We start from the raw sequence: 19,490 nt of genomic DNA, 5'->3' as shown, positions 1-19,490 counted from the left end.
GTCGTCGGCACTCTCGGCCGATTCGACGGCCGAAACTGCTTCGATATCGTCGGACCGGGAGAGCCAGCGGGTGTGTGTTTTCGCTCGACAGCCAGTCCCGCATCGTTCGCCTGTTCGACCATCCCCGGCGGATGGGTAGTGCCCCGTCTCAATTACCCCACTCGCGTTCGGTCGTCGGCCGCTCGCTGACTGCCGCGACCGCCGAATCCTCATCGCGCGCCGCGAGTGCGGCAAGCGCCGCCTCGGCGCTGGCCGTCGTCGAGAAGTACGTAATGTCTTCTTCGACACAGACTTCGAGCGCCGCGCGGTCGCGCGAAATCACGAGGTCCACTTCCCCATTGCGGATGGCTTCGGGGAGGTCGTCGAACGCCGCTATCTCGAAGCGCTCGGCGAACCCATCGTGGAGTTCGCGCCCGGTCTCGGTGTCGGGGCCGGGGAACTCCGCGTCCGCGAGGTCGACGACCGCCGTCCCCGAATCGGGAATCGGCTTGCTCGTCGCGGTCTGGGTCTTGTCGTAGGCCTTGCCGAAGCTTCTGGCCGTGCCCATCACCTCGCCGGTGCTCTTCATCTCTGGACCGAGCCGCGGGTCGCTGCCCGGCAGGCGGTCGAACGGCAACACCACTTCCTTGACGCTCGTCTGCTCGGGAATCCGTTCCGTGGCGTCGAGGTCTCCAAGCGACGTGCTGGCCATCACCTGCGCGGCGAGCTTTGCGATGGGTACTCCAGTCGCCTTCGAGACGAACGGGACAGTACGAGAGGAGCGGGGGTTCGCCTCCAGGACGAACACCTCGCCGTCCCGCACCGCGAGCTGGACGTTGAGCAGTCCGACCGTGTCGAGCGCGCCCGCGATGTCCTCGACGACCTCGCGCACCCGCGCCAGCACGTCGGCATCGAGCGATTCGGGGGGTATCATACAGGCCGAATCACCCGAGTGAACGCCCGCGGATTCGACGTGTTCCATGATGCCGCCGATGAATACATCGGAGCCATCCGCAACGGCATCGACATCGAGTTCGACGGCTCCTTCGAGGAACTCGTCGATGAGGATCGGCTGGTCGGGACTGACATGAATAGCCTCCGCGACGTACTCGCGGAGTTCGCTATCGTCGTGGACGACGTCCATCGCGCGCCCGCCGAGGACGTAGCTCGGGCGCACCAGTACGGGATACCCGATGTCGTGGGCGAGTTCGAGCGCTTCGGATTCGCTTTCGGCCGCCCCGCCCGCTGGCTGTGAAATCGCCAACTCATCCATGAGATGGTTGAACCGGTCCCGGTTCTCCGCGAGGTCCATCGCTTCGACGCTCGTTCCGAGCACCTCGCAGTCGAGGTCACGTCTGTCGAGTTCGGCTTGGAGTCCGCGACCGATATCGACAGAGGTCTGGCCGCCGAACTGGACCATCACGCCGTCGGCACCGGTCGATGCGATGACGTCGGCGACCTCCTCGGGAGTGATGGGTTCGAAAAAGAGACCATCCGAGGTGTCGTAGTCCGTCGAGACGGTTTCGGGGTTGTTGTTGACGACGTGGGCCTCGATGCCCTGCTCGCGGAGCGCGCGGACGGCGTGAACAGTACAGTAGTCGAATTCGACGCCTTGGCCGATGCGGATGGGACCGCCACCGACGATGACGACGCTCTCGACGTCACGGTTCACCTGCACCTCGTCAGTCGAAAGCGCCGTGTCGCCGCCCACCCCTGGCTCGCGCGCGGAGTAGTAGTACGGTGTCGAGGCGGCGAACTCGCCGGCACAGGTGTCGACCTGTTTGAAGTCGCGTTCGGGCGCGTCCGTTGTCACCTCGTCGATAGTGGCGTCGTCGACCTCGACCGCCCCGCTCCCGTCGGCGCGCGTCATCGCGTCGTCGCCCGCGGCCATCGCCGCGACCTCCTGGTCGGTGAAGCCGACCGCGGCGGCCGCCTCGAACTCGCCGTCGGCGGCCGCTCCCGCCGCCTCGGCGATGCGCTCGTAGCGCTCGACGTACCACGACTTTATTCCGGTGAGGTCGGCCACTTCATCGACGGAGTAGTCACGGTCGAACGCCTCGAACATCGCGTATGGCCTATCGGGCGTCGGCCGTTCGAGGTATTCCGTTTCGAGCGTCGCGTCGTCCATCCCCACCCAGTCGATATCCGGCTCGTACTCCGTCGAACGCAGCGCCTTCAGCAGCGATTCCTCGAAGGTGCGCCCGATGGCCATCGCTTCCCCTGTGCTCTTCATCGCCGTGCCGAGTTCGAATTCGACGTCGCGGAACTTCTCGTTGGGCCATCTCGGGACCTTCGTGACCACGTAGTCGATGGCCGGCTCGAAGGCGGCGGTGGTTTCTCCCGTTATCTCGTTCTCGATTTCGTGGAGGCGCTTGCCGAGCGCGACCTTCGCCGTGATGCGCGCGATGGGATAGCCAGTCGCCTTGGAGGCCAGCGCCGACGAGCGCGAGACGCGGGGGTTCACCTCGACGACGCGGTACTCGCCACCGGGCGTGCCGTCGTCGCGCCACGCGAACTGGATGTTACAGCCACCCTGAATCCCGAGTTCGCGGATCACGTCGAGGGCGGCGGTGCGCATCTCCTGATGACCGTCGTCGGGGATGACCTGCGAGGGCGTGACGACCGTGGATTCACCGGTGTGGATGCCCATCGGGTCGAGGTTCTCCATGTTACAGATGATGATACAGGAGTCGTCGGCGTCGCGCATCACCTCGTATTCGAGTTCGACCCAGCCCGCGATGGACTCGGTAATCAGGACCTCGCCGTTCCGGGAGAGTCTGAGACCTTTGCGAACGCTTTCTTTGAGTTCGCCCATCTCCTCGACGACGCCGGAGCCACTCCCGCCGAGGGTGTAGGTCGTGCGCATTATTACTGGGAGACCGCCGACCGCCTCGACGGCCTCCTCGACTTCCTCGACCGATTCGATGGTGACCGAGCGCGCGACGGGCTGGCCGATCTCCTCCATGCGCTCCTTGAACAGGTCGCGGTCCTCGGTCGCGTAGATGGTATCCAAGGGTGTGCCCATGATTTCGACGCCGTACTCCTCCAAGACACCCTCTTCGGCGAGTTCGGCGGTCACGTTCAGCCCCGTCTGGCCACCGAGGCCCGCGATGACGCCGTCGGGACGTTCCTTCTCGATGATTTCGGCGATGGCAGTCGTCGTGATGGGTTCGATATACACTTTGTCGGCCATCTCCGGGTCGGTCATGATCGTGGCAGGATTCGAGTTGACGAGGACGACTCGGGCCCCCTCTTCGGCGAGCGCGCGACAGGCCTGCGCGCCCGAGTAATCGAACTCCGCCGCCTGTCCGATCTGGATTGGACCGCTACCGATCAACAGTATCGTTCTGTCCTCGTCGCTCATTACCAACGCCAGTTCGCACATCGTAATAAGCCCGGCGATAGCCTGCGAGATGCGTAGCTGAGTTTCGATTTTCGAAGCAATTTCTGCCACGTCACCGCACAACCGGTTCGGTGCTGTTGGCGCGCGGGAACGCGCAAAGCGCGTGACTCGCGCGAGGGATGAGCAGAGCGAGTGAAACGAGCGGAGCGAATCGGCTGGGGAGGTATGTGGCACGGTGCTGTGCGGTTGAGGGTAGTAATCGAACCGTGAGCGAGCCGAGCGAACGCATCCGACGAAAAATGGCCTGAACTGCTACGGCGAATCGCGGAGCCGATAGCGGTAGGGCTGGCTCTCGATGACCTCGACAGCACCAGTCTCGGCTCGCCGGCCCAGTACCGTGGCCACGCGGTGGGGGCTATCGAGCGCCGCATCACGCGCGTCGAGCAGGTCGTGAATCTCGCGGGCGGTCAGCGGCTCCTCGACTCCCGCCTCCGCGAGCACCGCCCGAATCCGTTCGAACTCTCCACGGCGGAGCTGCATACTCGTGCTATGTGACCCAGACACATAACAGGCCGTCAGACGGATGTCTGACGCGGATTTCCGCGAGTCGATGAAGGCGAGCGGAGGGGGCGAGCACGCCGTCAGACGGGTCTGTCACTCTCGTGTTCGAACTCGCGCTCGTGGCGGTAGCGCTCAACGAACTCCTCGACATCGAAGGCGTGCATCTGCTGTTCGAACTCGCTCTCGGTCTCGCCGTCGTCGGCGTGGCTCACCGCGTGTTCCATCAGCTCGACGATGAGTTCGACGACGATTTCGTGGAGGCGGCGCGCGTCGAAGTCCGCAATCCATAGCAGTGCGTAGCCGACGCTGCTGTCCTCCGAAACGTCCTCGGAAACGATTTTCTCAGGGAACTCCTCCAGCACGACGCCCATCAGGTGCATCGTGTCGAACTCCTCGCCACTACTGGGTTCGACGGTCTCGCGGAGAGTCCCGACGAGCGACTCGGGGACGAACCGACTCGGCGGATGGACATCCATCACGACGGCGTGGCGCTCGCCACAGTCACACTCGAACTCGCGGACGCCCATGTCGAGGTCCCCCACGGCGACGGATTCGCCACACGGCAGCGACACCTCGCCCCCGCGAGCGCCGGGGACACGTGGCTTGGACATACGAGTGATTGCTGCGGCGTGCGGTTAAACTTCGTGGGTGGCCGGTTGCGTCACGGACTACATCGTTGCCGGCTCGCGCTCTTCGGCGTCGCCGTCGCGTTCGGCGCGCAGTTGGTCGTAGGCACGGGCGGCGACGGCGATGCCGAAGACGGTGGTGAGAGCGCCCAGCACGACACTCACGACCGTGATTGCGAGTGTTGCCACCGGGAGTGACCCCGTCGTGGCCACGAGACCGATAACGGTTCCGGGGATGGAGACGATGAGGCTGATGAGCCAGATGGCCACGGCGAGCGCGAACAGGCCGATACGGTGGCCGCTCGTCAGCCGCCAGCTATCGGTCAGCGCGTCGACGAAGTTCTTGTTCTCGACGGCGATTTCCTGTCGAACGAAGAAAAACGAGGTGGCGAGAAACGCCGCGACGATGGGACCGCCGATGAATAGCCCAATGAGTCCGATGATGCCGCCGACGAGCACGATGAAGCCGACGACGATGCCGCCGACGAAGCCGTTCAGCGTCGCCCAAATAATGTTCTCGCGCACGAACGCGCCGGGAATCGAGTCGGTGTGCTCGCTCACGAGCGTCCGGACGGCGACGATACGCAGCACCTCACCGACGAACGGCGTGAGCGCGGCCAGTGGCGCGGCGATTATCAGCGGAATCGGGAGCGCGAGCGGCTGCGTCCCCGCGAAATCGTCCATTCCCGTTGGAGTTGTTCCCGCTCCGCCAGCCCCACCGGGACCGCCGGGCGGCGGTGTCTGCGTCGAGAGGTCGCCGAGCCGTTCGAGCAGTTGGAGGCTCGCCGTCTGGACGAGCACCGAACTCACGAGTCCGAACACGGCGAACGCGACGAACAACAGCAGTCCATTGCGTTTGAACGTCCGCGAGAACCCGCGTCTGAGCGCGACGTCGATATCGAGCGTCATGTTTCGACCCCGCCCGACCGGATATTAAATGGTTCCCTTCGGCGGGTTACGGCCAGTCATCGCGCGAGTCGGGGTCCGCAGCCGCTTCCTCGTCGCTCCCGTCGCCGAACGTCCAGCCGGCGGCCTCGGCCGCGTCCTCGACGGCGAGATATTCCCAGTCGAGGTCCTCGGCCAGTTCCCTGTCCTCGTCGTCCGTACCGACGAAGACGTGGCGTTCGGTGTCGAACTGTTTTTTGACGTTTTCGAGGCTCTCGCGCCGCCCTCTGGGACCCGAAAAGAAGTCTTGCCGGATGCGATTTTTCCGGGTGAAGTTCGTCACGACGTAGGTCGGTTTTTCGGAGATGACACCCACGTACTCGGTCCAGCGGCGCGCACCCGAGAACACGTCGGTCGGGTCGGCAAGCGCTTCGAGTGCACTGAGTTCGAACGCCAGCGTCATGTCGCCGCTCCCGCCTTCCATACCCCGACTCCGAAAGCGGCGAGGAAAACGGTGTCGATGCGACTACTGCTCGGCGGTCGGCGCGAGGTCGTCGAGGTCGACCTCTTCTTCCATCAACACCTCTTTCTGGTCGGCGACGACGCGCTCCTCGCGGATGAGCTTCTTGTATTTCGACTGGGGAGCGAGGTCGCCGATGAGCACGCCGCCGACGATTTTCCCGTCCTTGAACGCGACCCTGCGCCACTCAGTATCAGAAAACTTCGCCTCGGCGTGGTCGTCGCCGATGGTCGGATGGCCGAACGAAAGGAACGGGAAGTCGAAGTGTGTTATCGAGTAGGAGGAAACCCAACGGAATTCGGCCGCCTCATCGTCGGCGACCATGTTCGTGCCGGCAATCGACCCCTGCTCCTTGGCGCTGCCCCACGAGCCGTTCTGTGCGTAGTCGTCGAGAATCGTGTCGTAGTACCGCGTGAGGTCGCCCGCGGCGTAGACGTCCTTGACGGAAGTCTGCATGTGTTCGTCGACGACGACTCCTTCGTCGAGTTCGATGTCGGTGTTCTGGAGGATTTCGAGGTTGAAGTCCAGCCCGATGGCGACGCCGGCGAACCCACAGTCGTAGCTATCGCCGCCGGGCGTCACGGCGGCGCTGACGTGGCCGGAATCGTCGACTTCGAACTCGTCGACACCGCTGTTGAAGACGGGCGTGACGTTGTTGTCCTCCAGTGCGCCGTGGATGATGTCCGCGCCGTCGTCCGAGAGCGCGTACCGCCACCAGTTCTCACCGCGCATCAGGTAGTGGGCGTCGACGTCCTGTGCGCCACAGATGGCCGCGAAGTCGATACCGAGCAGGCCGGCACCGACGACGACCCCCGTGTCGGCCGCCGCGGCGCGCTCGGCGATACCGCGGGCGTCCTGAAACGTCCAGAAATGGTGGACGCCCTCGGCGTCGGAGTTCGGTACCGGAAGCTGGACCGGTGTGCCACCGGTGGCGAGCAGGAGTTTGTCGTATTCGAACTGGTCGCCGTCGTGGGTGTCGAGCGTGTGGGCGTCGGTGTCGATGTCCGTGACGAGCGTGTTCAGCCGGAGGTCGATGTCGCGCTCGTCGTACCAGTCGGGCTGGTGGATGGACATCGGCGCTTCGGGGAGTTTTCCCTTGGCGAACTCCTTGATGAGGATGCGATTGTAGAGTGCTTCGCCCTCGTCGGTTATCACCGTCACATCGGCGTCGGGCGCGTCCTCGCGGATGGTCTCGGCCGCGGAACTGCCGGCGATACCGTCGCCGATGATTACGTACGAAGCGGTCATACCGAGCCTTCGACGCCCGGGGTAATGTGAATTGCCATCTCGCCGACCGGGCGGTGCGTTGATGTGGCTCGCGTCCCAATCATCCATATGAAACTCAAGCAGTCGGTCCGCCATTTCGCGGCCAAACAGGCGCTCACGATGCCGGTCGTCGGCGATCTCGCGGCCGGGAAACTCGTCGACCTTCATACGAGTGTGTTCACCGGCAAGGCCGACCCCGACCGCGCCGACGAACGCGAAGACCATCTCGATGGCTTCTTCGACGCCTCGATGGACAGTTACGTGGCGGCCCTCGAAGCGGGCTACACCGAGGCCGCCGCGCGCGAGATCACCCACGTGCAGGCGAACTTCGATTTCTACAATCACGGGTGGACCGAGATGATGGAAATCCCGCCCACAGAACTCGACACCCACTACGAGCGCTACCAAGACTTCTTCGAGACCTTTGAGGTCACCATCGACGACCCGCTCGGCACGTTCACACCCGCCGGCGGAATTCCCGAGGCACCCTCGACGCCCGAGAGACTTGACGACACCGCCCACCGCTACGCCAAGGGCGGCTTCGCCGACGACGTCTACGTCGAGGGACCGGACGGCGAACTCCTCGTCGGCGGCACCGACGAACCCGACGACGTGGCCGTGACCGACGCGCCCGGCGTCAGCGACGACGACGTTTAGACCGCCGCGACCCACGCCCGGTAGTCGGCGGGGTGCTCGTAGACTTCGGCGAATATCCTGTCAAGAAATCCGGCGACGCGCTCGGGGTCGGCCCGCGCCGCGATACGGACGTTCGTTCCCTCGGCATCCTCGGGGCGTTCGAGGTCGTCGATACGAAATTCGGGATAGTCGTCGAGTAGCGTCTTCACCCGACCGAGTTCCGCGTCGGTACAGTCGAGGTTGACGAGACCGTCGGCGAACTGCACCCACGGCTGCTGGTCCTCGTTGGGTACAGCCGCCTCGATGGTGAGAAACGGGCTTCGGCGCTCCTCGTGGGCGCGGATGGCGTCGGCGAACAGCCCCCGGCGTGTCTCCTCCGTGGCGGCATCGAAGCGGGTCATGAGCCGGGTTCGACGCTCGTGGTGAAAAGCGGGACGCTGCGCACCGGTCGTGAGGCAAACGACGACGATATCTACAACCCTTTTAGGCCGCGCTTCGATGGGCCGGTATGAGCGAGAACCAACCAAACGTCCTGCTGCTCGGACCGCCGGGCGCGGGCAAGGGAACCCAGAGCGCGAACGTCGCCGACGAATACGACGTCCCCCACGTGACGACGGGCGACGCGCTCCGGGCGAACAAGGACATGGAGACCGAATACGGCACGCCCCGCGAGTTCATGGAGGCGGGCGAACTCGTGCCCGACCCCGTGGTGAACGAGATCGTCGCCGAGGCGCTTTCGGGAAGCGAGGGCTACGTGCTCGATGGCTATCCCAGAAACACCGACCAAGCCGACTATCTCGCCGACATCACCACGCTCGATGTGGTCTGTCTGCTGTCGGTGAGCGAATCCGAACTCGTCGAGCGCCTGACCGGAAGACGGGTCTGTGATGACTGCGGTGCGAACTACCACGTCGAGTTCAATCCACCCGAGGAGGAGGGTGTCTGCGACGAGTGCGGCGGCGAGTTGATACAGCGCGACGACGACACCGAGGAGACGGTGAAGGAGCGGATTCGTGTCTATCACGAGAGCACCGAGCCGGTGGTCGAATACTATCGGGATGCGGGCGTGCTCGAAACAATCGACGGCGAGGGTACGCCCGAGGAGGTCTGGACGGAGCTACGCGAGACCATCGACGCGGCGGTCTGAGATTCGGCGAGACCGATATCGAACCGGCCAGCGAAGTAAAAGGTTGATTAGCACGCGCCCCCTACCGGAGGGAAATGGGACGAACAGGCGAGAAAGCGCGCTCGCTGGTCGCCGAGGACCCCGCCTTCGCCGAGGCGCTCACCGTGGTGCTCGACCGGGCCGGCCACGCCGAGAACGAACCGACCCCCGACGGCGGCACGCACACCATCCGGTGGAGCGACGTCAGCGACGACCTCACGAGCGGACAGTGGGGCCGGCTCATCGAGACCGGCATCCTCTACGACGCCGACGGCGACGGGTTTGCCGTGTCCGACCCCGACGAAATCCGCGAGGCGCTCGGCGATGACTCCGTCGAGACCACGGCCGACGAGGAGGATTCGAGTTGGTCGACCTACGACAAACTCGCCGGACTCGGGGCGATTGCCTTTTTCCCGGCGTACTGGTTCCCCGAAATCCGCAACATCGTCGGCAGCGCGGCCGATGTCTTCATCGGCCCGTTCGACGCCGTGTTGCCCTTCTATGCGGTTGTCATCGTCCTCTCGGTGCTGACGGGGCTGTACTCCACACTCCTGCAGTCGAACCTGATGAACACCGAGAAGATGGGCGCGATACAGGAGCAGATGAACGACATCCAGGAGCGCCGCAAGGAGGCCAAAGAGCGCGGTGACGACGCCGCCCTCGACCGGATTCAGGACGAGCAGATGGACGCGATGGGCGACCAGTTGGGCATGTTCAAAGAGCAGTTCCGCCCGATGGTCTGGATCATGCTGCTCACCATCCCGGTGTTCGTCTGGATGTACTGGAAGATCGGCATCCGCGGCGGGGCGGGCCACATCCCCGCGGCCGAGTCGTCCATCGTCCTGCCGCTGTTGGGGCAGATGCAGTGGACCGACCAGATCGGCGGGTTCGTCTGGGTCTGGCTGCTCTGGTACTTCCTCATCTCGATTGCGTTCCGCCAGATAATCCAGAAGTCGCTCAACCTCTCGATAAGTCCAACTGGTTGAAAGGATTGTCGCAAACGATTTCGGCGCAGTCGCTAACCGGCAATGGCCCTGTTTTGCGAACTGCTCTATTTCGTCATTATAGGACTGAATCACGACAGTCCCTTTGAGCGGAGTCACAACCCCTTTGTACCGCGCCGGACCGAAACACGTCATGTTTGTCACCGTGTCCGGGCCGGCCGGCGTCGGCAAGAGTACGACGGCGGCGGCGCTCGCCGACCGACTCTCCTTCGAACACATCAGTGGCGGCGACATCTTTCGCACCGTCGCCGACGAGCGTGGGCTGACGGCGCTCGAACTCAACCAGCTGGCCGAGGAAGACGACGCCATCGACCGGGACCTCGACCGCCGCCAGCGGACGATTGCAAACGAGCGCGAGGACGTAGTGCTCGAATCACGATTGGCGGGATGGATGGCCGGCGAGTACGCCGACCTCAAGATATGGCTCGATGCCCCGCTGTCGGTGCGCGCCGAGCGCATCGCCGACCGCGAGGACAAATCGGTCGATGTCGCCCGCGAGGAGACCGAAGCACGCGCCGCGAGCGAAGCGCGACGGTATCGGGAGTATTACGGCATCGACATCGCCGACCGCTCGATCTACGACCTCTCGTTGAGCACCGCCCGCTGGGGACCCGACGCCATCGTGGACGTACTCTGTGAGGCGTGTACGGCCTACGACCCGGCGGCCGACGAAGGGCAAGTGAGCGTCGACGTCGACGTCGAGCGCTGATGCGCGGCGCGCCGGGCGCACGATCCATCGACGAACGGCTCTCCTTCGGCGTCGTCAACCTCGACAAGCCGCCGGGACCGTCGGCTCATCAGGTGACGGCATGGGTGCGCGACCTCGTGGGAACGGAACGGGCGGCCCACGCGGGCACGCTCGACCCGAAGGTCACGGGCTGTCTGCCGATTCTGCTCGGCGATGCGACCCGGCTCGCACAGGTCTTCCTCGAAGGCATAAAGGAGTACGTCGCCGTGCTCGAACTCCACGGACGGGCACCCGAGAACCTCGACAGCGTGCTCGACGAGTTCGAGGGCGATATCTATCAGAAGCCACCGAAAAAGAGCGCCGTCGCCCGCCGGTTGCGGGTCCGGCGGGTGTCGGAGCTGACGGCGCTCGAAGTCGAAGGCCGGCGCGTACTCCTGCGGATTCGCTGTGAGAGCGGCACCTACGTCCGGAAGCTCTGCCACGACCTCGGGCGGGCGCTCGGCATCGGCGCGCACATGGGTGACCTCCGGAGAGTCGGGACGACGCCGTTCGACGATACGACCCTCGTGAGCATGCACGACCTCACGGACGCGCTCGCGTTCGCCGACGGCGGCGATCCGGGGATGCTTCTCGATACCGTCCAGCCGGCCGAACGCGCCCTCACCCACCTTCCCAGAGTCGAGATCGCCAACAGCGCCGCCCGCGAGGTGGCCGAGGGTGCGCCGGTCTATGCGCCCGGCGTGCTCTCGGTCGAGGACCTCCCGGAAGACCCCGACGAACCGCTGGTGGCATGCTATACGCCCGATGGGGCCGCCATCTGTCTCGGACGACTGGTAGGTGAGACCGAAATGGAATCGGGAACCGTCGTGGACCTCGAACGGGTGGTGGTCTAGTCGTCGGCGCGGGCCTGCTCGGCTTCGGCGAGGTTGTCGATGTCGATGCCGCCGGTGAGTTCGGTATAGGGGTAGGGCATGTCGATTCCCTCCCTGTCGAAGCGCTCCTTGACGGCCTGCACCCACGCCGAGAGTGTGTGGACGTACTTTCCCCGGCTGGGGTCGTCGATATACGCGCGCGCCGTGAGACCCACATAGGAATCGGCGAGTTCGGTGAGAATCACGTCGGGTTCGGGGTCGCCCTTTAGCCCGTCGATGGTCGCGGCTTCCTCGACGATGACGTCCTTTGCCTGCTCGATATCGTCCTCGTAGCCGATGCCGAAGGTGAAGGGAATCCGAAGCTGGTCGTCGGCGACGGGGTTCGTGACGGCGTTGTCGGAAAGTTCGGAGTTCGGTACGGTGATGAGTTCGTTGTCGAAGGTCTTGAGCTTCGTCACGCGCAGCCGGATGTCCTGGACGACGCCGGATTTGTCACGGCTGCCAGAGGGCCACGCTATCCAGTCACCGACCGCGAACGGCTTGTCCCGAAGGATGAACACGCCAGCGACGAAGTTTCCGATGAGGTCCTGTGCGGCGAAGCCAATTGCGAGCGAGAGCGCCCCCAGAAGGGTGGCGAACGCCGCCAACACGGTGCCAAAGCCCGCAACCGTCGCCGCGAGCGCGAGCGCGGCGAACAGCGCAATCGCCCCCGCGACCCGCTTGCCGAGACCGATGACCGTCTCCTCGAACCCGCGGGCGTCGAGCGCGCCGGCGGTGAGTCGCACGAGCACCGCCCGCGCGACGAGATAGATGAGCACGAACGCAACGAGGAACAGTATGGCCGTGGTGGCGGCGCTCACGACCGCCTCACCGTACTGACTCACGAACTCCTGTGGACTCGTCGGAATACCTTGTTGGAGCGGTATCGAACGCATCGTCCGGGTTCACACACGAACTCACCATCAAACCATCGTCTGACAGCGACGCGAGCAACTGGCTCACGCGGAAGCGAAGGGCTTAATCCACGAGCCGGCATCCCTCGATGTGCGGGACCGTGGGGTAGCTTGGTATCCTCGGCGCATGGGGTGCGTCGGACTCGTGTTCGAATCACGACGGTCCCATGGACCTTTTTGCACCTCGCTCGCGCGCTTTGCGCGCTCGCTCGGGCAAAAATCTCCACCAAAAAGCGCGTCGAACTCCCTTCGGTCGTCCTCGCGCCCGCTCGCTCACTCCGCGCTCACGGCTACGCCGTTCGCGCAACTCGCGGCGCGAAGCGCCGCGCGTTCCCTCGCGGTCGAATCACTCATTCACCGCACCGCCACCGCAACCCGCACTGCACCGCCGAAGCCCTCGCTCCCGACGGTCGCTCGCCCTTCATCCGCCGAGGTCCGCACCGCCACAGCGCCGCGCCGGCGCTCACAGCCAGCTTTCGAGCCACACCAATTGGTCCCGTAGCTCGTCGTCGGTGAACGAGCGCTCGATTCGGTCGATGGCGACGGCGACCGCGCTCGGCGATGGGTTCGGCGTCGTGTAGACGACGATTCCGGCGTGGTCGATTCGGTCGTGGAGTTCGACGAAATCGCAGTCGTTCGTCAGAGCGGCGAGACCGTCGCGCCCGCAGTCGCGGAGTAGCTCCGTATCGACCGAATCCTGTCCATAGCGTTCTTGTGCGGTGACGACGGTGTATCCGTTCGACCGGAGCGTCGCCGTGACGGCACTCGGGACGTGCTCGTCGGCGAACAGCTGAACCGTCACCGCTCGGCGGTCGGCGGCGACACCGACTCCGATTCGAGACTCGCTTCGAGTTCGTGGTGGCGCTCCCGAACCTCGCGCATCTCGTCCGGCCGTTCGTAGTAGTACGTGAGGGCGGCGTGGACCTCGGCGAGCGTGATGTCGAGTTGGTCGGCGACATACGCCGCCGATTTACCGTCGTGGTACATATCAAATATCTGTATGACGCTAATGCGTCGTCCATCGAGGCGTGGCTCGCCTCCCAACGTTCCCTTCGTCGAGACGATGGTGGCCATCGAATCCGCTTGGAACGGTGCGTCAATGACTCTTGTGGGGGATGGTCTCGACAGGGTGTTCACTTTAGGCGGCTGACTTTCCGCGACCGCACCGCCACCACAGCACCGCAGCCGCCATGGCGACCGCCGCAACTGCGGCGCACCGCCTCACTCCCGTTTCACACCGGGGTTCGTCACCGCACCGTTGGCCGCCGAGCCGAAGGCTTCGCCGTACTTCGCCAGCACGCCAGCGGTGTAATCCGGCTCGGGGCGGTCGCGCTCGGCCAGCCGCGATTCGATCTCCTCGTCGCTCAAATCGATGTCGAGGCGGCGCTCCGAAACGTCGATAGACACGGTATCGCCGTCTTCGAGCGCGGCAATCGGGCCGTCGGCGGCGGCCTCGGGCGCGATGTGACCGATAGAGAAGCCACGAGTTGCCCCCGAGAATCGGCCGTCGGTCAACAGCGCCACGTCGTCGGCGTGGCCCTGCCCGGCGACCGCCGAGGTGACACCGAGCATCTCGCGCATCCCGGGCCCGCCGCGCGGTCCCTCGTTGCGGATGCAGAGCACGTCGCCCGTCTCGACGTGGCCCTCTTGGACGTACTCCATCGCGCTCTCCTCGCCCTCGAAGACTCTGACTGTGCCCTCCTGACGGAGGTCGTCCTCGCCGGTGACCTTCAAGACCGCACCCTCGGGCGCGAGGTTCCCCTTCAAAATCCGAATCGCCCCTTCCTCGTGGAAGGGGTCCGTGACGGGTCGCAGGAAGTCCACGTCGATGTCCTCGTCGGCCGGCAGGTCGAGTTCGTCCAGTTCCTCGGCTATCGTGCGTCCGGTGACGGTCATCGCATCCCCATCGATATAGCCACCCTCGACGAGCCGCCGGATGACGACCGGCACGCCGCCCACGTCGTGGAGGTCCTCCATCACGCGCGTGCCGCCGGGCTGGAGATTGGCGATCTTCGGCGTGCGCTTGGATATCTCGTCGAAAGCGTCGATGTCGAGGTCGATGCCGGCCTCGGCGGCCATCGCCAGCAGGTGGAGCACTCCATTGGTCGAGCCGCCGAGGGCGACCTGGAGGGCGATGGCGTTCTCGAAACTCGCGCGCGTGAGGATGTCCGAGGGTTTGCGGTCGGTCTCCACTGCGTCGAGGACGACTTCGCCGGCCTCGCGGGCGACCGCCTCGCGCTCGTCGCTCTCGGCGAGCGGGCTGGCGCTGCCGAGCGGCGCGAGACCGATGGCCTCCGATATCGCGGCCATCGTGTTCGCGGTGAACATCCCGCCACAGGAGCCGGCACCGGGACAGGCGTTGCGTTCGAGGTCGTCCAACTCCTCGCGGCTCATCTCGCCCTGTGCGTAGGTCCCGACACCCTCGAAGACGTCCTGCACAGTCACATCTCGGCCCTCGTGCTCGCCGGGGAGGATGGAGCCACCGTAGCAGAACACGGTCGGCAGGTCCGTGCGGATGGCGGCCATCATCATGCCGGGGAGGTTCTTATCACAGCCCGCGACGGTGACGAGGGCGTCCATGCGCTCGCCGAAGGAGACCAACTCGACCGAATCGGCGATGACCTCCCGACTAATCAAGGAGGCCTTCATCCCTTCGGTGCCCATCGAGATGGCGTCGCTGATGGTGATGGTGCCGAACTCGATTGGCATCCCTCCGGCATCCTCGATGCCGTCGGTGGCGGCCTCGGCCACGTCGTCGAGGTGGACGTTACAGGGCGTGATGTCGGCGGCGGGGTTCGCCACGCCGACCATCGGTGAGTCGAGGTCGGTGTCGTCGAAGCCCATCGCGCGGAACATCGCGCGGTGTGGGGCACGCTCCGGGCCGTCGGTGACTTCGCGGCTGCGCAACTCCTCGGCGTTTTCGGTATCGTCGGGCCGTTGGCGCTGCTGGCTCATGAATCGAACTCGGTTGCCACGGACATAAGTACCCCCGATGACGCCAATCGTCGAGTCGAACCAGTTTTGAGGAGTGCGCTGACAGAAGGGGACGATGACTCCGACTGTGGCCGTCGCCCACTACCCCGAGGGGGCGGGTCACGCGACCCGCATGCTGGCGGTGGCGAGAGCACTCGAAGCCCGCGGGGCCACGGTCACGCTCGCCGGTGGCGGTCCGGGTGCACGATTCATCGAACGCAACGGGTACGACCAGTTCGAACCCTCACCCGTCGACTTCATCGGCGACTATCAGGGCGGTTCGCTGCTGCGCGTGCTCGCCCACAGTCTTCCAAACAGCGCGCGCCGGGTGTACGATTACGTGCGCTGGCTCCGCCGCAAACACCCGGATGCGCTCGTGACTGACGACATGTTCGCCGCGATGGCCGCCGAGTTCGTCGATATACCCCTCTTCGTCTGTACGCACAACGCCGCCTCCTACTACGATGCGGTCATCGAACAGGGGTTCACGTGGCTGCTCAACCGCCACCAACTGCATTCGGCCGAGACGTTTCTCTATCCATCTATCTGGCCGCCCGACCCCGGCGACCCCGCCGGCGTGACCGCGATTCCGCCGATTGCTCTCGACGTGCCGCCGACGGAAGCGGCCGACGAGCAGGCACGCGTGCTGGCCGACGGCGCGAGCGTCTCCGAAACCGACGTTCTCGACGAAACGCCGCCCGCGCCGGAGGAGACCGACGTGTTGGTGGTGCCGAGCGCGTACTCGACGGGGTTCGACGTCCTCGCCGAGCGGCTGCGGGCGGCGGGCCACGACGCGACGCTCGTCGGCGGCGAGGACTGGGACTGTGTGCCGGCGCTGCTGCCGCATCTCCGCGCCGCCGAGCGCGTGGTTTGCTCTGGCTATTCGACCATCATGGAGGCAGCCGTCGCGGGAACGCCCTGCATCGTCTATCCGTTCACTGACGAACAACACGGCGTCTCGCGGGTCATCGAGCGCACAGGATTGGCGGGCTTTCAGGTCGAACACTCGCCCTCCCATGTGGTGCGCGCGGTCGGCCAGCCGCTCGAATGTCCGGTCTATGAGAACGGCGCGGGCCGGGCGGCGGCGACCGTGCTTGCGGGCATCGAGTAGAAAACGACTTTCGCGTGCGGCCGTTGCGAACGGTATGGCGCGGGCTCAGGTCACCGCTTGCGGGCGCATCCATTTCGGATTTCAAAACCTCTCGCTCGCGCGCGAACGGCTCTATGGCGGTCTCGGGGTTTCCCTCCACGAGCCTCGGGTCCGCATCGAGGCCTCACCGGCCGACGAACTCCGCTGTGATGACCCGAATGCGAGCGAGTACGCGGCGCACGCGCTCGACCTGCTCGACCTTCCGGGCATCGACCTCACGGTTCACGAACGACTGCCCGCACACGTGGGACTCGGCAGCGGGACGCGCCTCGCGCTTGCAACCCTCGCGGCGGTCGCGCGCGCCCACGACCGCGAACCGCGAGTCATGGAGCGCGCGCCACAGCTCGGTCGCGGCGGGCGCTCGGGCGTCGGCTGCGCAACCTTCGAGAGTGGGGGATTCGTCGTCGACGCCGGCCATCCGGCCGAGCGATTCACGACACAGCCGCCGGCCGCGGGCGAGTGGGAGGTCCCGAAGCCGGTCGCCCGTCACGCGCTCGCCGATTCGTGGCAATTCGTGGTCGCCATCCCGAACATCGGGCCGGGCCGGAGCGATGACCACGAGGACCGAAGCATCGAGCGGGTGGTCGAGCACGCCGACCCGGCGGTCGCCGACGACATCGCTCGAATCGTCGCCCAGCGGCTGCTCCCCGCAGTCGCCGAGGACGACTGGCACGAATTTGGGGATGCCATCGCCGCCGTGAGCCGTCTCAATGGCGCGTGGTATGCCGACGAACAGGGCGGAGTTTATCGCCCGCCGCTCGGCGAACTCATCGACGTGCTCGAACGCTCGCCGGCGGTCGCGGGCGCAGGCCAGTCCTCATGGGGGCCAGCGGTCTACGGCCTCACCGACGACGAGCGCGCCGACACGGCACGGACGGCGGCCCGCGAGGCGCTGTCCGCCGTGGGTGTCGATGGCGACGTGATGGTCTGTGCGCCGGACAACGAGGGCGCGCGCATCGAGACGCTGGAGTAAGCGGACGCTTTTGCGCGTCGAGTACCTATACCAGCCATGCAGTTCTGCGACGACTGCGGCTCGATGATGCACGCCGATGGGAAGGAGATGGTCTGTTCGGGCTGTGGGGCGCGCGTGCCGAAGGACGAGGAGATGGCGGCGTCGTTCGTGAGTACCGAATCACAGACCCACGACGACGTCATCGAGACCAGCGAGGACGCCGCCGACGAGGGCAAACCCACCGCCGAAGTCGAGTGCGAGGAGTGCGGGACCGAGCGCGCGTGGTACACCATCAAACAGACCGGTTCGGCCGACGAGCCGCCGACGCGGTTCTTCAAGTGCACCGAGTGCGGCCATCGCTGGCGCGGCTACAGTTGATTTTCGTCGGGCGACCCAAAGGCTTTGCCCGTTCTGTGCCCGATAGCACTCGTGACCCACGAACGGCGCGTCGAGGTCCATCCGGGCTGTGAGGCGGTCTGTGAGTTCGACCCCGACCTCACCTTCGAGTGCGTCGATTCGTGTACGTGGTGCTGCCAACACGGCGTCCTGCTCTACGACCACGACCTGCTCGAACTCGCCGCCCACGCGAACCTCAACGACGCGACCACGACGTTCCGTGGCGAGAGCTTCGTCCGGCGTGAGGACAAAGATAGAGATGCCCACACCGACGACGGCGCTGCGTGCTATTTTCTCTCCGAGGATGGCCTGTGCGAACTCCACGCCGAGGAGAACTGGAAGCCCGCGCGCTGTTCGATCTTCCCGCTCGAAGTCCATCTCGACGGCGGGGAAATTCACGTCACGGTGCGCGATTCGGCCGAAGAGCACTGCGAGGGTCTCGACGTGAGCGACCGGCGCGTCATCGACAACCTAGATTCAGTACCTCACAATGCTCTCGGTTGACTGCTCTTGAGACGTGAATTCGAGGGAGATGCTGATGTCGAGCAGTTGCTGGAGGCGGTAGGTCGGGACTGAGAACACCGAACCTGTCGCAGTCGGCGGCGGAACGCCGCCGACGCGACGGCGTTGCCACTCACTGAGCGGGCGGTCCCGGTCGATGGATTACCGCTCGAAGCGGTCGTCCGGCGGCTTGTTTGCGGGGACGGCGCGACGCACGGCGAGCGCCGTCTCCGCTGCTCGTCGTACCATTCCGAGGAACTCGTCGAATCGCCACCGCCAGAGGCGTCGCGCGCCTCGGCGCGGCGACGCCACGTACTCCCAGTGGAGGTACCGCCACGCATTCTGGAGCAAGAAGCTGATCAACACGTACAGAAACCGCACCGCTGGATTCTGTGTCGTCGTATTTGCAATGCTTCGTTCGGACAAACGGTAGGATGATTCGATACCGAATCGGTGGCTGTAGTGCTTTCGAGCCTGACGTGGCGTTTCGATGAACGGCGCGTCGACGGCGTAGCCGTGACGCGCCACACCCTCTTCACCGTACTTTCCTTGCTGGTACGTACAGTCGATATAGACCGGGAAATCGACGGTCCACGTGTGACCGTCGATTTCGCCTTGGAGGTCGTGGTCGATCACGCGACTCCAACCCTGACTCAGTTCTGCTTGGATCGCTTCGCCCCACTTCACGACCGGCATGACGTACGCGTAATTGTGGGCGGCGAGCAGCGTCAAACAGTACGTATCGTAGAACTCGCGGTCGAGGTAGACGGCCTTGACTTCGATGTCAAGGCCTTCGAGCACGCCGAGCAGTTCCGCGAGAATCGAGCTGGCGGTGTCGCCGTCGGTCAGACGGCGCACCGCCAGCGTATAGCGTTTGTTGCGTACGCGGGCGTAGAGCGTGGCGTACCCGTGGAACGTCGTTGTCCCGGCTTTGGCGAGCGATTCGTAGAGTTCCTCCGTGGAGTCGTACTCCTCGCCGTAGTACGGACGGAGGTGGAGGTCGGCGACGACCTCCACCGG

Annotated in this window: 21 protein-coding genes and 1 tRNA gene; 10 read left to right on the top strand and 12 right to left on the bottom strand. The window is 65.2% G+C overall.

Translation table 11 applies throughout. The features are described 5' to 3' along the window. Positions 1–148: 148 nt before the first annotated feature. The 6 genes from carB to ACQUQO_RS04260 form a co-directional block, all read right to left on the bottom strand. On the bottom strand, positions 149–3,343 hold the full coding sequence (gene carB / locus ACQUQO_RS04285) for a carbamoyl-phosphate synthase large subunit (RefSeq protein WP_435076721.1): 3,195 nt from the start codon (positions 3,341–3,343) through the stop codon (positions 149–151). Positions 3,344–3,634: 291 nt separating this feature from the next. Next, positions 3,635–3,862: a hypothetical protein gene (locus ACQUQO_RS04280; RefSeq protein WP_435076720.1), complete on the bottom strand. Its 228-nt coding sequence runs from the start codon at positions 3,860–3,862 to the stop codon at positions 3,635–3,637. A gap of 101 nt (positions 3,863–3,963) precedes the next feature. Continuing rightward, complete coding sequence (locus ACQUQO_RS04275) at positions 3,964–4,494, bottom strand: DUF5815 family protein (RefSeq protein WP_435076719.1); 531 nt, start codon at positions 4,492–4,494, stop codon at positions 3,964–3,966. Positions 4,495–4,551: 57 nt separating this feature from the next. Then, the gene (locus ACQUQO_RS04270) at positions 4,552–5,418 is read right to left on the bottom strand and encodes a hypothetical protein (RefSeq protein ID WP_435076718.1); all 867 of its coding nucleotides are present in this window, start codon (positions 5,416–5,418) and stop codon (positions 4,552–4,554) included. Between the two features lie 46 nt (positions 5,419–5,464). After that, positions 5,465–5,878, bottom strand: a complete 414-nt coding sequence (locus tag ACQUQO_RS04265; RefSeq protein ID WP_435076717.1) for a DUF7124 domain-containing protein — start codon at positions 5,876–5,878, stop codon at positions 5,465–5,467. A gap of 42 nt (positions 5,879–5,920) precedes the next feature. Beyond that, positions 5,921–7,162: an NAD(P)/FAD-dependent oxidoreductase gene (locus ACQUQO_RS04260; RefSeq protein WP_435076716.1), complete on the bottom strand. Its 1,242-nt coding sequence runs from the start codon at positions 7,160–7,162 to the stop codon at positions 5,921–5,923. Between the two features lie 87 nt (positions 7,163–7,249). Here ACQUQO_RS04260 and ACQUQO_RS04255 point away from each other — a divergent pair, with 87 nt between their 5' ends. After that, positions 7,250–7,837: a DUF6149 family protein gene (locus tag ACQUQO_RS04255; protein ID WP_435076715.1), complete on the top strand. Its 588-nt coding sequence runs from the start codon at positions 7,250–7,252 to the stop codon at positions 7,835–7,837. Here ACQUQO_RS04255 and ACQUQO_RS04250 read toward each other — a convergent pair. Continuing rightward, on the bottom strand, positions 7,834–8,217 hold the full coding sequence (locus ACQUQO_RS04250) for a hypothetical protein (protein ID WP_435076714.1): 384 nt from the start codon (positions 8,215–8,217) through the stop codon (positions 7,834–7,836). The genes ACQUQO_RS04255 and ACQUQO_RS04250 overlap by 4 nt on opposite strands. 107 nt (positions 8,218–8,324) lie before the next feature. Between ACQUQO_RS04250 and ACQUQO_RS04245 the strand changes: the two genes are divergently transcribed. The 4 genes from ACQUQO_RS04245 (at position 8,325) to ACQUQO_RS04230 (ending at position 11,566) form a co-directional block, all read left to right on the top strand. Beyond that, positions 8,325–8,963 carry an adenylate kinase gene (locus ACQUQO_RS04245; RefSeq protein WP_435076713.1) on the top strand — a complete coding sequence of 213 codons (639 nt, stop codon included), beginning with the start codon at positions 8,325–8,327 and terminating at the stop codon, positions 8,961–8,963. Positions 8,964–9,037: 74 nt separating this feature from the next. Further along, positions 9,038–9,967, top strand: a complete 930-nt coding sequence (locus tag ACQUQO_RS04240) for a DUF106 domain-containing protein (protein WP_435076712.1) — start codon at positions 9,038–9,040, stop codon at positions 9,965–9,967. 151 nt (positions 9,968–10,118) lie between these two features. Then, entirely contained in the window at positions 10,119–10,694 is a 576-nt protein-coding gene (cmk, locus tag ACQUQO_RS04235; RefSeq protein WP_435076711.1) for a (d)CMP kinase, read from the top strand. Beyond that, positions 10,694–11,566, top strand: a complete 873-nt coding sequence (locus ACQUQO_RS04230; RefSeq protein WP_435076710.1) for an RNA-guided pseudouridylation complex pseudouridine synthase subunit Cbf5 — start codon at positions 10,694–10,696, stop codon at positions 11,564–11,566. Before cmk ends, ACQUQO_RS04230 begins: the two co-directional genes overlap by 1 nt. Here the strand turns inward: ACQUQO_RS04230 and ACQUQO_RS04225 are convergent. Beyond that, entirely contained in the window at positions 11,563–12,480 is a 918-nt protein-coding gene (locus tag ACQUQO_RS04225; RefSeq protein ID WP_435076709.1) for a mechanosensitive ion channel family protein, read from the bottom strand. The genes ACQUQO_RS04230 and ACQUQO_RS04225 overlap by 4 nt on opposite strands. A gap of 113 nt (positions 12,481–12,593) precedes the next feature. Between ACQUQO_RS04225 and ACQUQO_RS04220 the strand changes: the two genes are divergently transcribed. Then, positions 12,594–12,666: transfer RNA gene (locus ACQUQO_RS04220), tRNA-Pro, on the top strand. A gap of 295 nt (positions 12,667–12,961) precedes the next feature. On the opposite strand, the gene ACQUQO_RS04215 is transcribed toward ACQUQO_RS04220, so the two are convergent. From ACQUQO_RS04215 to ilvD, 3 genes are all read right to left on the bottom strand, one after another. After that, entirely contained in the window at positions 12,962–13,300 is a 339-nt protein-coding gene (locus ACQUQO_RS04215) for a DUF5615 family PIN-like protein (protein ID WP_435076708.1), read from the bottom strand. Further along, positions 13,297–13,572, bottom strand: a complete 276-nt coding sequence (locus tag ACQUQO_RS04210; protein ID WP_435076707.1) for a DUF433 domain-containing protein — start codon at positions 13,570–13,572, stop codon at positions 13,297–13,299. The genes ACQUQO_RS04215 and ACQUQO_RS04210 overlap by 4 nt, the downstream gene beginning before the upstream one ends. Positions 13,573–13,719: 147 nt before the next feature. Then, complete coding sequence (ilvD, locus tag ACQUQO_RS04205; protein WP_435076706.1) at positions 13,720–15,453, bottom strand: dihydroxy-acid dehydratase; 1,734 nt, start codon at positions 15,451–15,453, stop codon at positions 13,720–13,722. A 94-nt stretch (positions 15,454–15,547) separates the two neighbouring features. On the opposite strand from ilvD, the gene ACQUQO_RS04200 reads away from it, so the two are divergent. The 4 genes from ACQUQO_RS04200 to ACQUQO_RS04185 are packed head-to-tail and all read left to right on the top strand — an operon-like array spanning position 15,548 to position 18,473. Beyond that, positions 15,548–16,582, top strand: coding sequence for a glycosyltransferase (locus ACQUQO_RS04200; protein ID WP_435076705.1), 1,035 nt, complete (start codon positions 15,548–15,550; stop codon positions 16,580–16,582). 34 nt (positions 16,583–16,616) lie between these two features. Next, positions 16,617–17,594, top strand: coding sequence for a beta-ribofuranosylaminobenzene 5'-phosphate synthase family protein (locus ACQUQO_RS04195; RefSeq protein ID WP_435076704.1), 978 nt, complete (start codon positions 16,617–16,619; stop codon positions 17,592–17,594). A 36-nt stretch (positions 17,595–17,630) separates the two neighbouring features. Further along, on the top strand, positions 17,631–17,951 hold the full coding sequence (locus ACQUQO_RS04190) for a transcription factor S (RefSeq protein WP_435076703.1): 321 nt from the start codon (positions 17,631–17,633) through the stop codon (positions 17,949–17,951). Between the two features lie 51 nt (positions 17,952–18,002). After that, positions 18,003–18,473, top strand: a complete 471-nt coding sequence (locus tag ACQUQO_RS04185) for a hypothetical protein (RefSeq protein WP_435076702.1) — start codon at positions 18,003–18,005, stop codon at positions 18,471–18,473. A gap of 159 nt (positions 18,474–18,632) precedes the next feature. Here the strand turns inward: ACQUQO_RS04185 and ACQUQO_RS04180 are convergent. Then, the coding region (locus tag ACQUQO_RS04180; protein ID WP_435076701.1) for an ISH3 family transposase at positions 18,633–19,490 on the bottom strand (858 nt) is incomplete at its 5' end.

Origin of the sequence: Halococcus sp. AFM35, from assembly GCF_051195015.1 — an archaeon.
Classification (GTDB): Archaea; Halobacteriota; Halobacteria; order Halobacteriales; family Halococcaceae; genus Halococcus.
Note: the sequence above shows the minus strand (reverse complement) of the source record. Positions and strands in the feature narration are given on the sequence as shown.

What these genes read in the sequence shown, in the direction of transcription:
- carB (WP_435076721.1), bottom strand. Translation starts at nt 3,343, where the DNA reads ATGAGCGACGAGGACAGAACGATACTGTTGATCGGTAGCGGTCCAATC.
- ACQUQO_RS04280 (WP_435076720.1), bottom strand. Translation starts at nt 3,862, where the DNA reads ATGCAGCTCCGCCGTGGAGAGTTCGAACGGATTCGGGCGGTGCTCGCG.
- ACQUQO_RS04275 (WP_435076719.1), bottom strand. Translation starts at nt 4,494, where the DNA reads ATGTCCAAGCCACGTGTCCCCGGCGCTCGCGGGGGCGAGGTGTCGCTG.
- ACQUQO_RS04270 (WP_435076718.1), bottom strand. Translation starts at nt 5,418, where the DNA reads ATGACGCTCGATATCGACGTCGCGCTCAGACGCGGGTTCTCGCGGACG.
- ACQUQO_RS04265 (WP_435076717.1), bottom strand. Translation starts at nt 5,878, where the DNA reads ATGGAAGGCGGGAGCGGCGACATGACGCTGGCGTTCGAACTCAGTGCA.
- ACQUQO_RS04260 (WP_435076716.1), bottom strand. Translation starts at nt 7,162, where the DNA reads ATGACCGCTTCGTACGTAATCATCGGCGACGGTATCGCCGGCAGTTCC.
- ACQUQO_RS04255 (WP_435076715.1), top strand. Translation starts at nt 7,250, where the DNA reads ATGAAACTCAAGCAGTCGGTCCGCCATTTCGCGGCCAAACAGGCGCTC.
- ACQUQO_RS04250 (WP_435076714.1), bottom strand. Translation starts at nt 8,217, where the DNA reads ATGACCCGCTTCGATGCCGCCACGGAGGAGACACGCCGGGGGCTGTTC.
- ACQUQO_RS04245 (WP_435076713.1), top strand. Translation starts at nt 8,325, where the DNA reads ATGAGCGAGAACCAACCAAACGTCCTGCTGCTCGGACCGCCGGGCGCG.
- ACQUQO_RS04240 (WP_435076712.1), top strand. Translation starts at nt 9,038, where the DNA reads ATGGGACGAACAGGCGAGAAAGCGCGCTCGCTGGTCGCCGAGGACCCC.
- cmk (WP_435076711.1), top strand. Translation starts at nt 10,119, where the DNA reads ATGTTTGTCACCGTGTCCGGGCCGGCCGGCGTCGGCAAGAGTACGACG.
- ACQUQO_RS04230 (WP_435076710.1), top strand. Translation starts at nt 10,694, where the DNA reads ATGCGCGGCGCGCCGGGCGCACGATCCATCGACGAACGGCTCTCCTTC.
- ACQUQO_RS04225 (WP_435076709.1), bottom strand. Translation starts at nt 12,480, where the DNA reads ATGCGTTCGATACCGCTCCAACAAGGTATTCCGACGAGTCCACAGGAG.
- ACQUQO_RS04210 (WP_435076707.1), bottom strand. Translation starts at nt 13,572, where the DNA reads ATGGCCACCATCGTCTCGACGAAGGGAACGTTGGGAGGCGAGCCACGC.
- ilvD (WP_435076706.1), bottom strand. Translation starts at nt 15,453, where the DNA reads ATGAGCCAGCAGCGCCAACGGCCCGACGATACCGAAAACGCCGAGGAG.
- ACQUQO_RS04200 (WP_435076705.1), top strand. Translation starts at nt 15,548, where the DNA reads ATGACTCCGACTGTGGCCGTCGCCCACTACCCCGAGGGGGCGGGTCAC.
- ACQUQO_RS04195 (WP_435076704.1), top strand. Translation starts at nt 16,617, where the DNA reads ATGGCGCGGGCTCAGGTCACCGCTTGCGGGCGCATCCATTTCGGATTT.
- ACQUQO_RS04190 (WP_435076703.1), top strand. Translation starts at nt 17,631, where the DNA reads ATGCAGTTCTGCGACGACTGCGGCTCGATGATGCACGCCGATGGGAAG.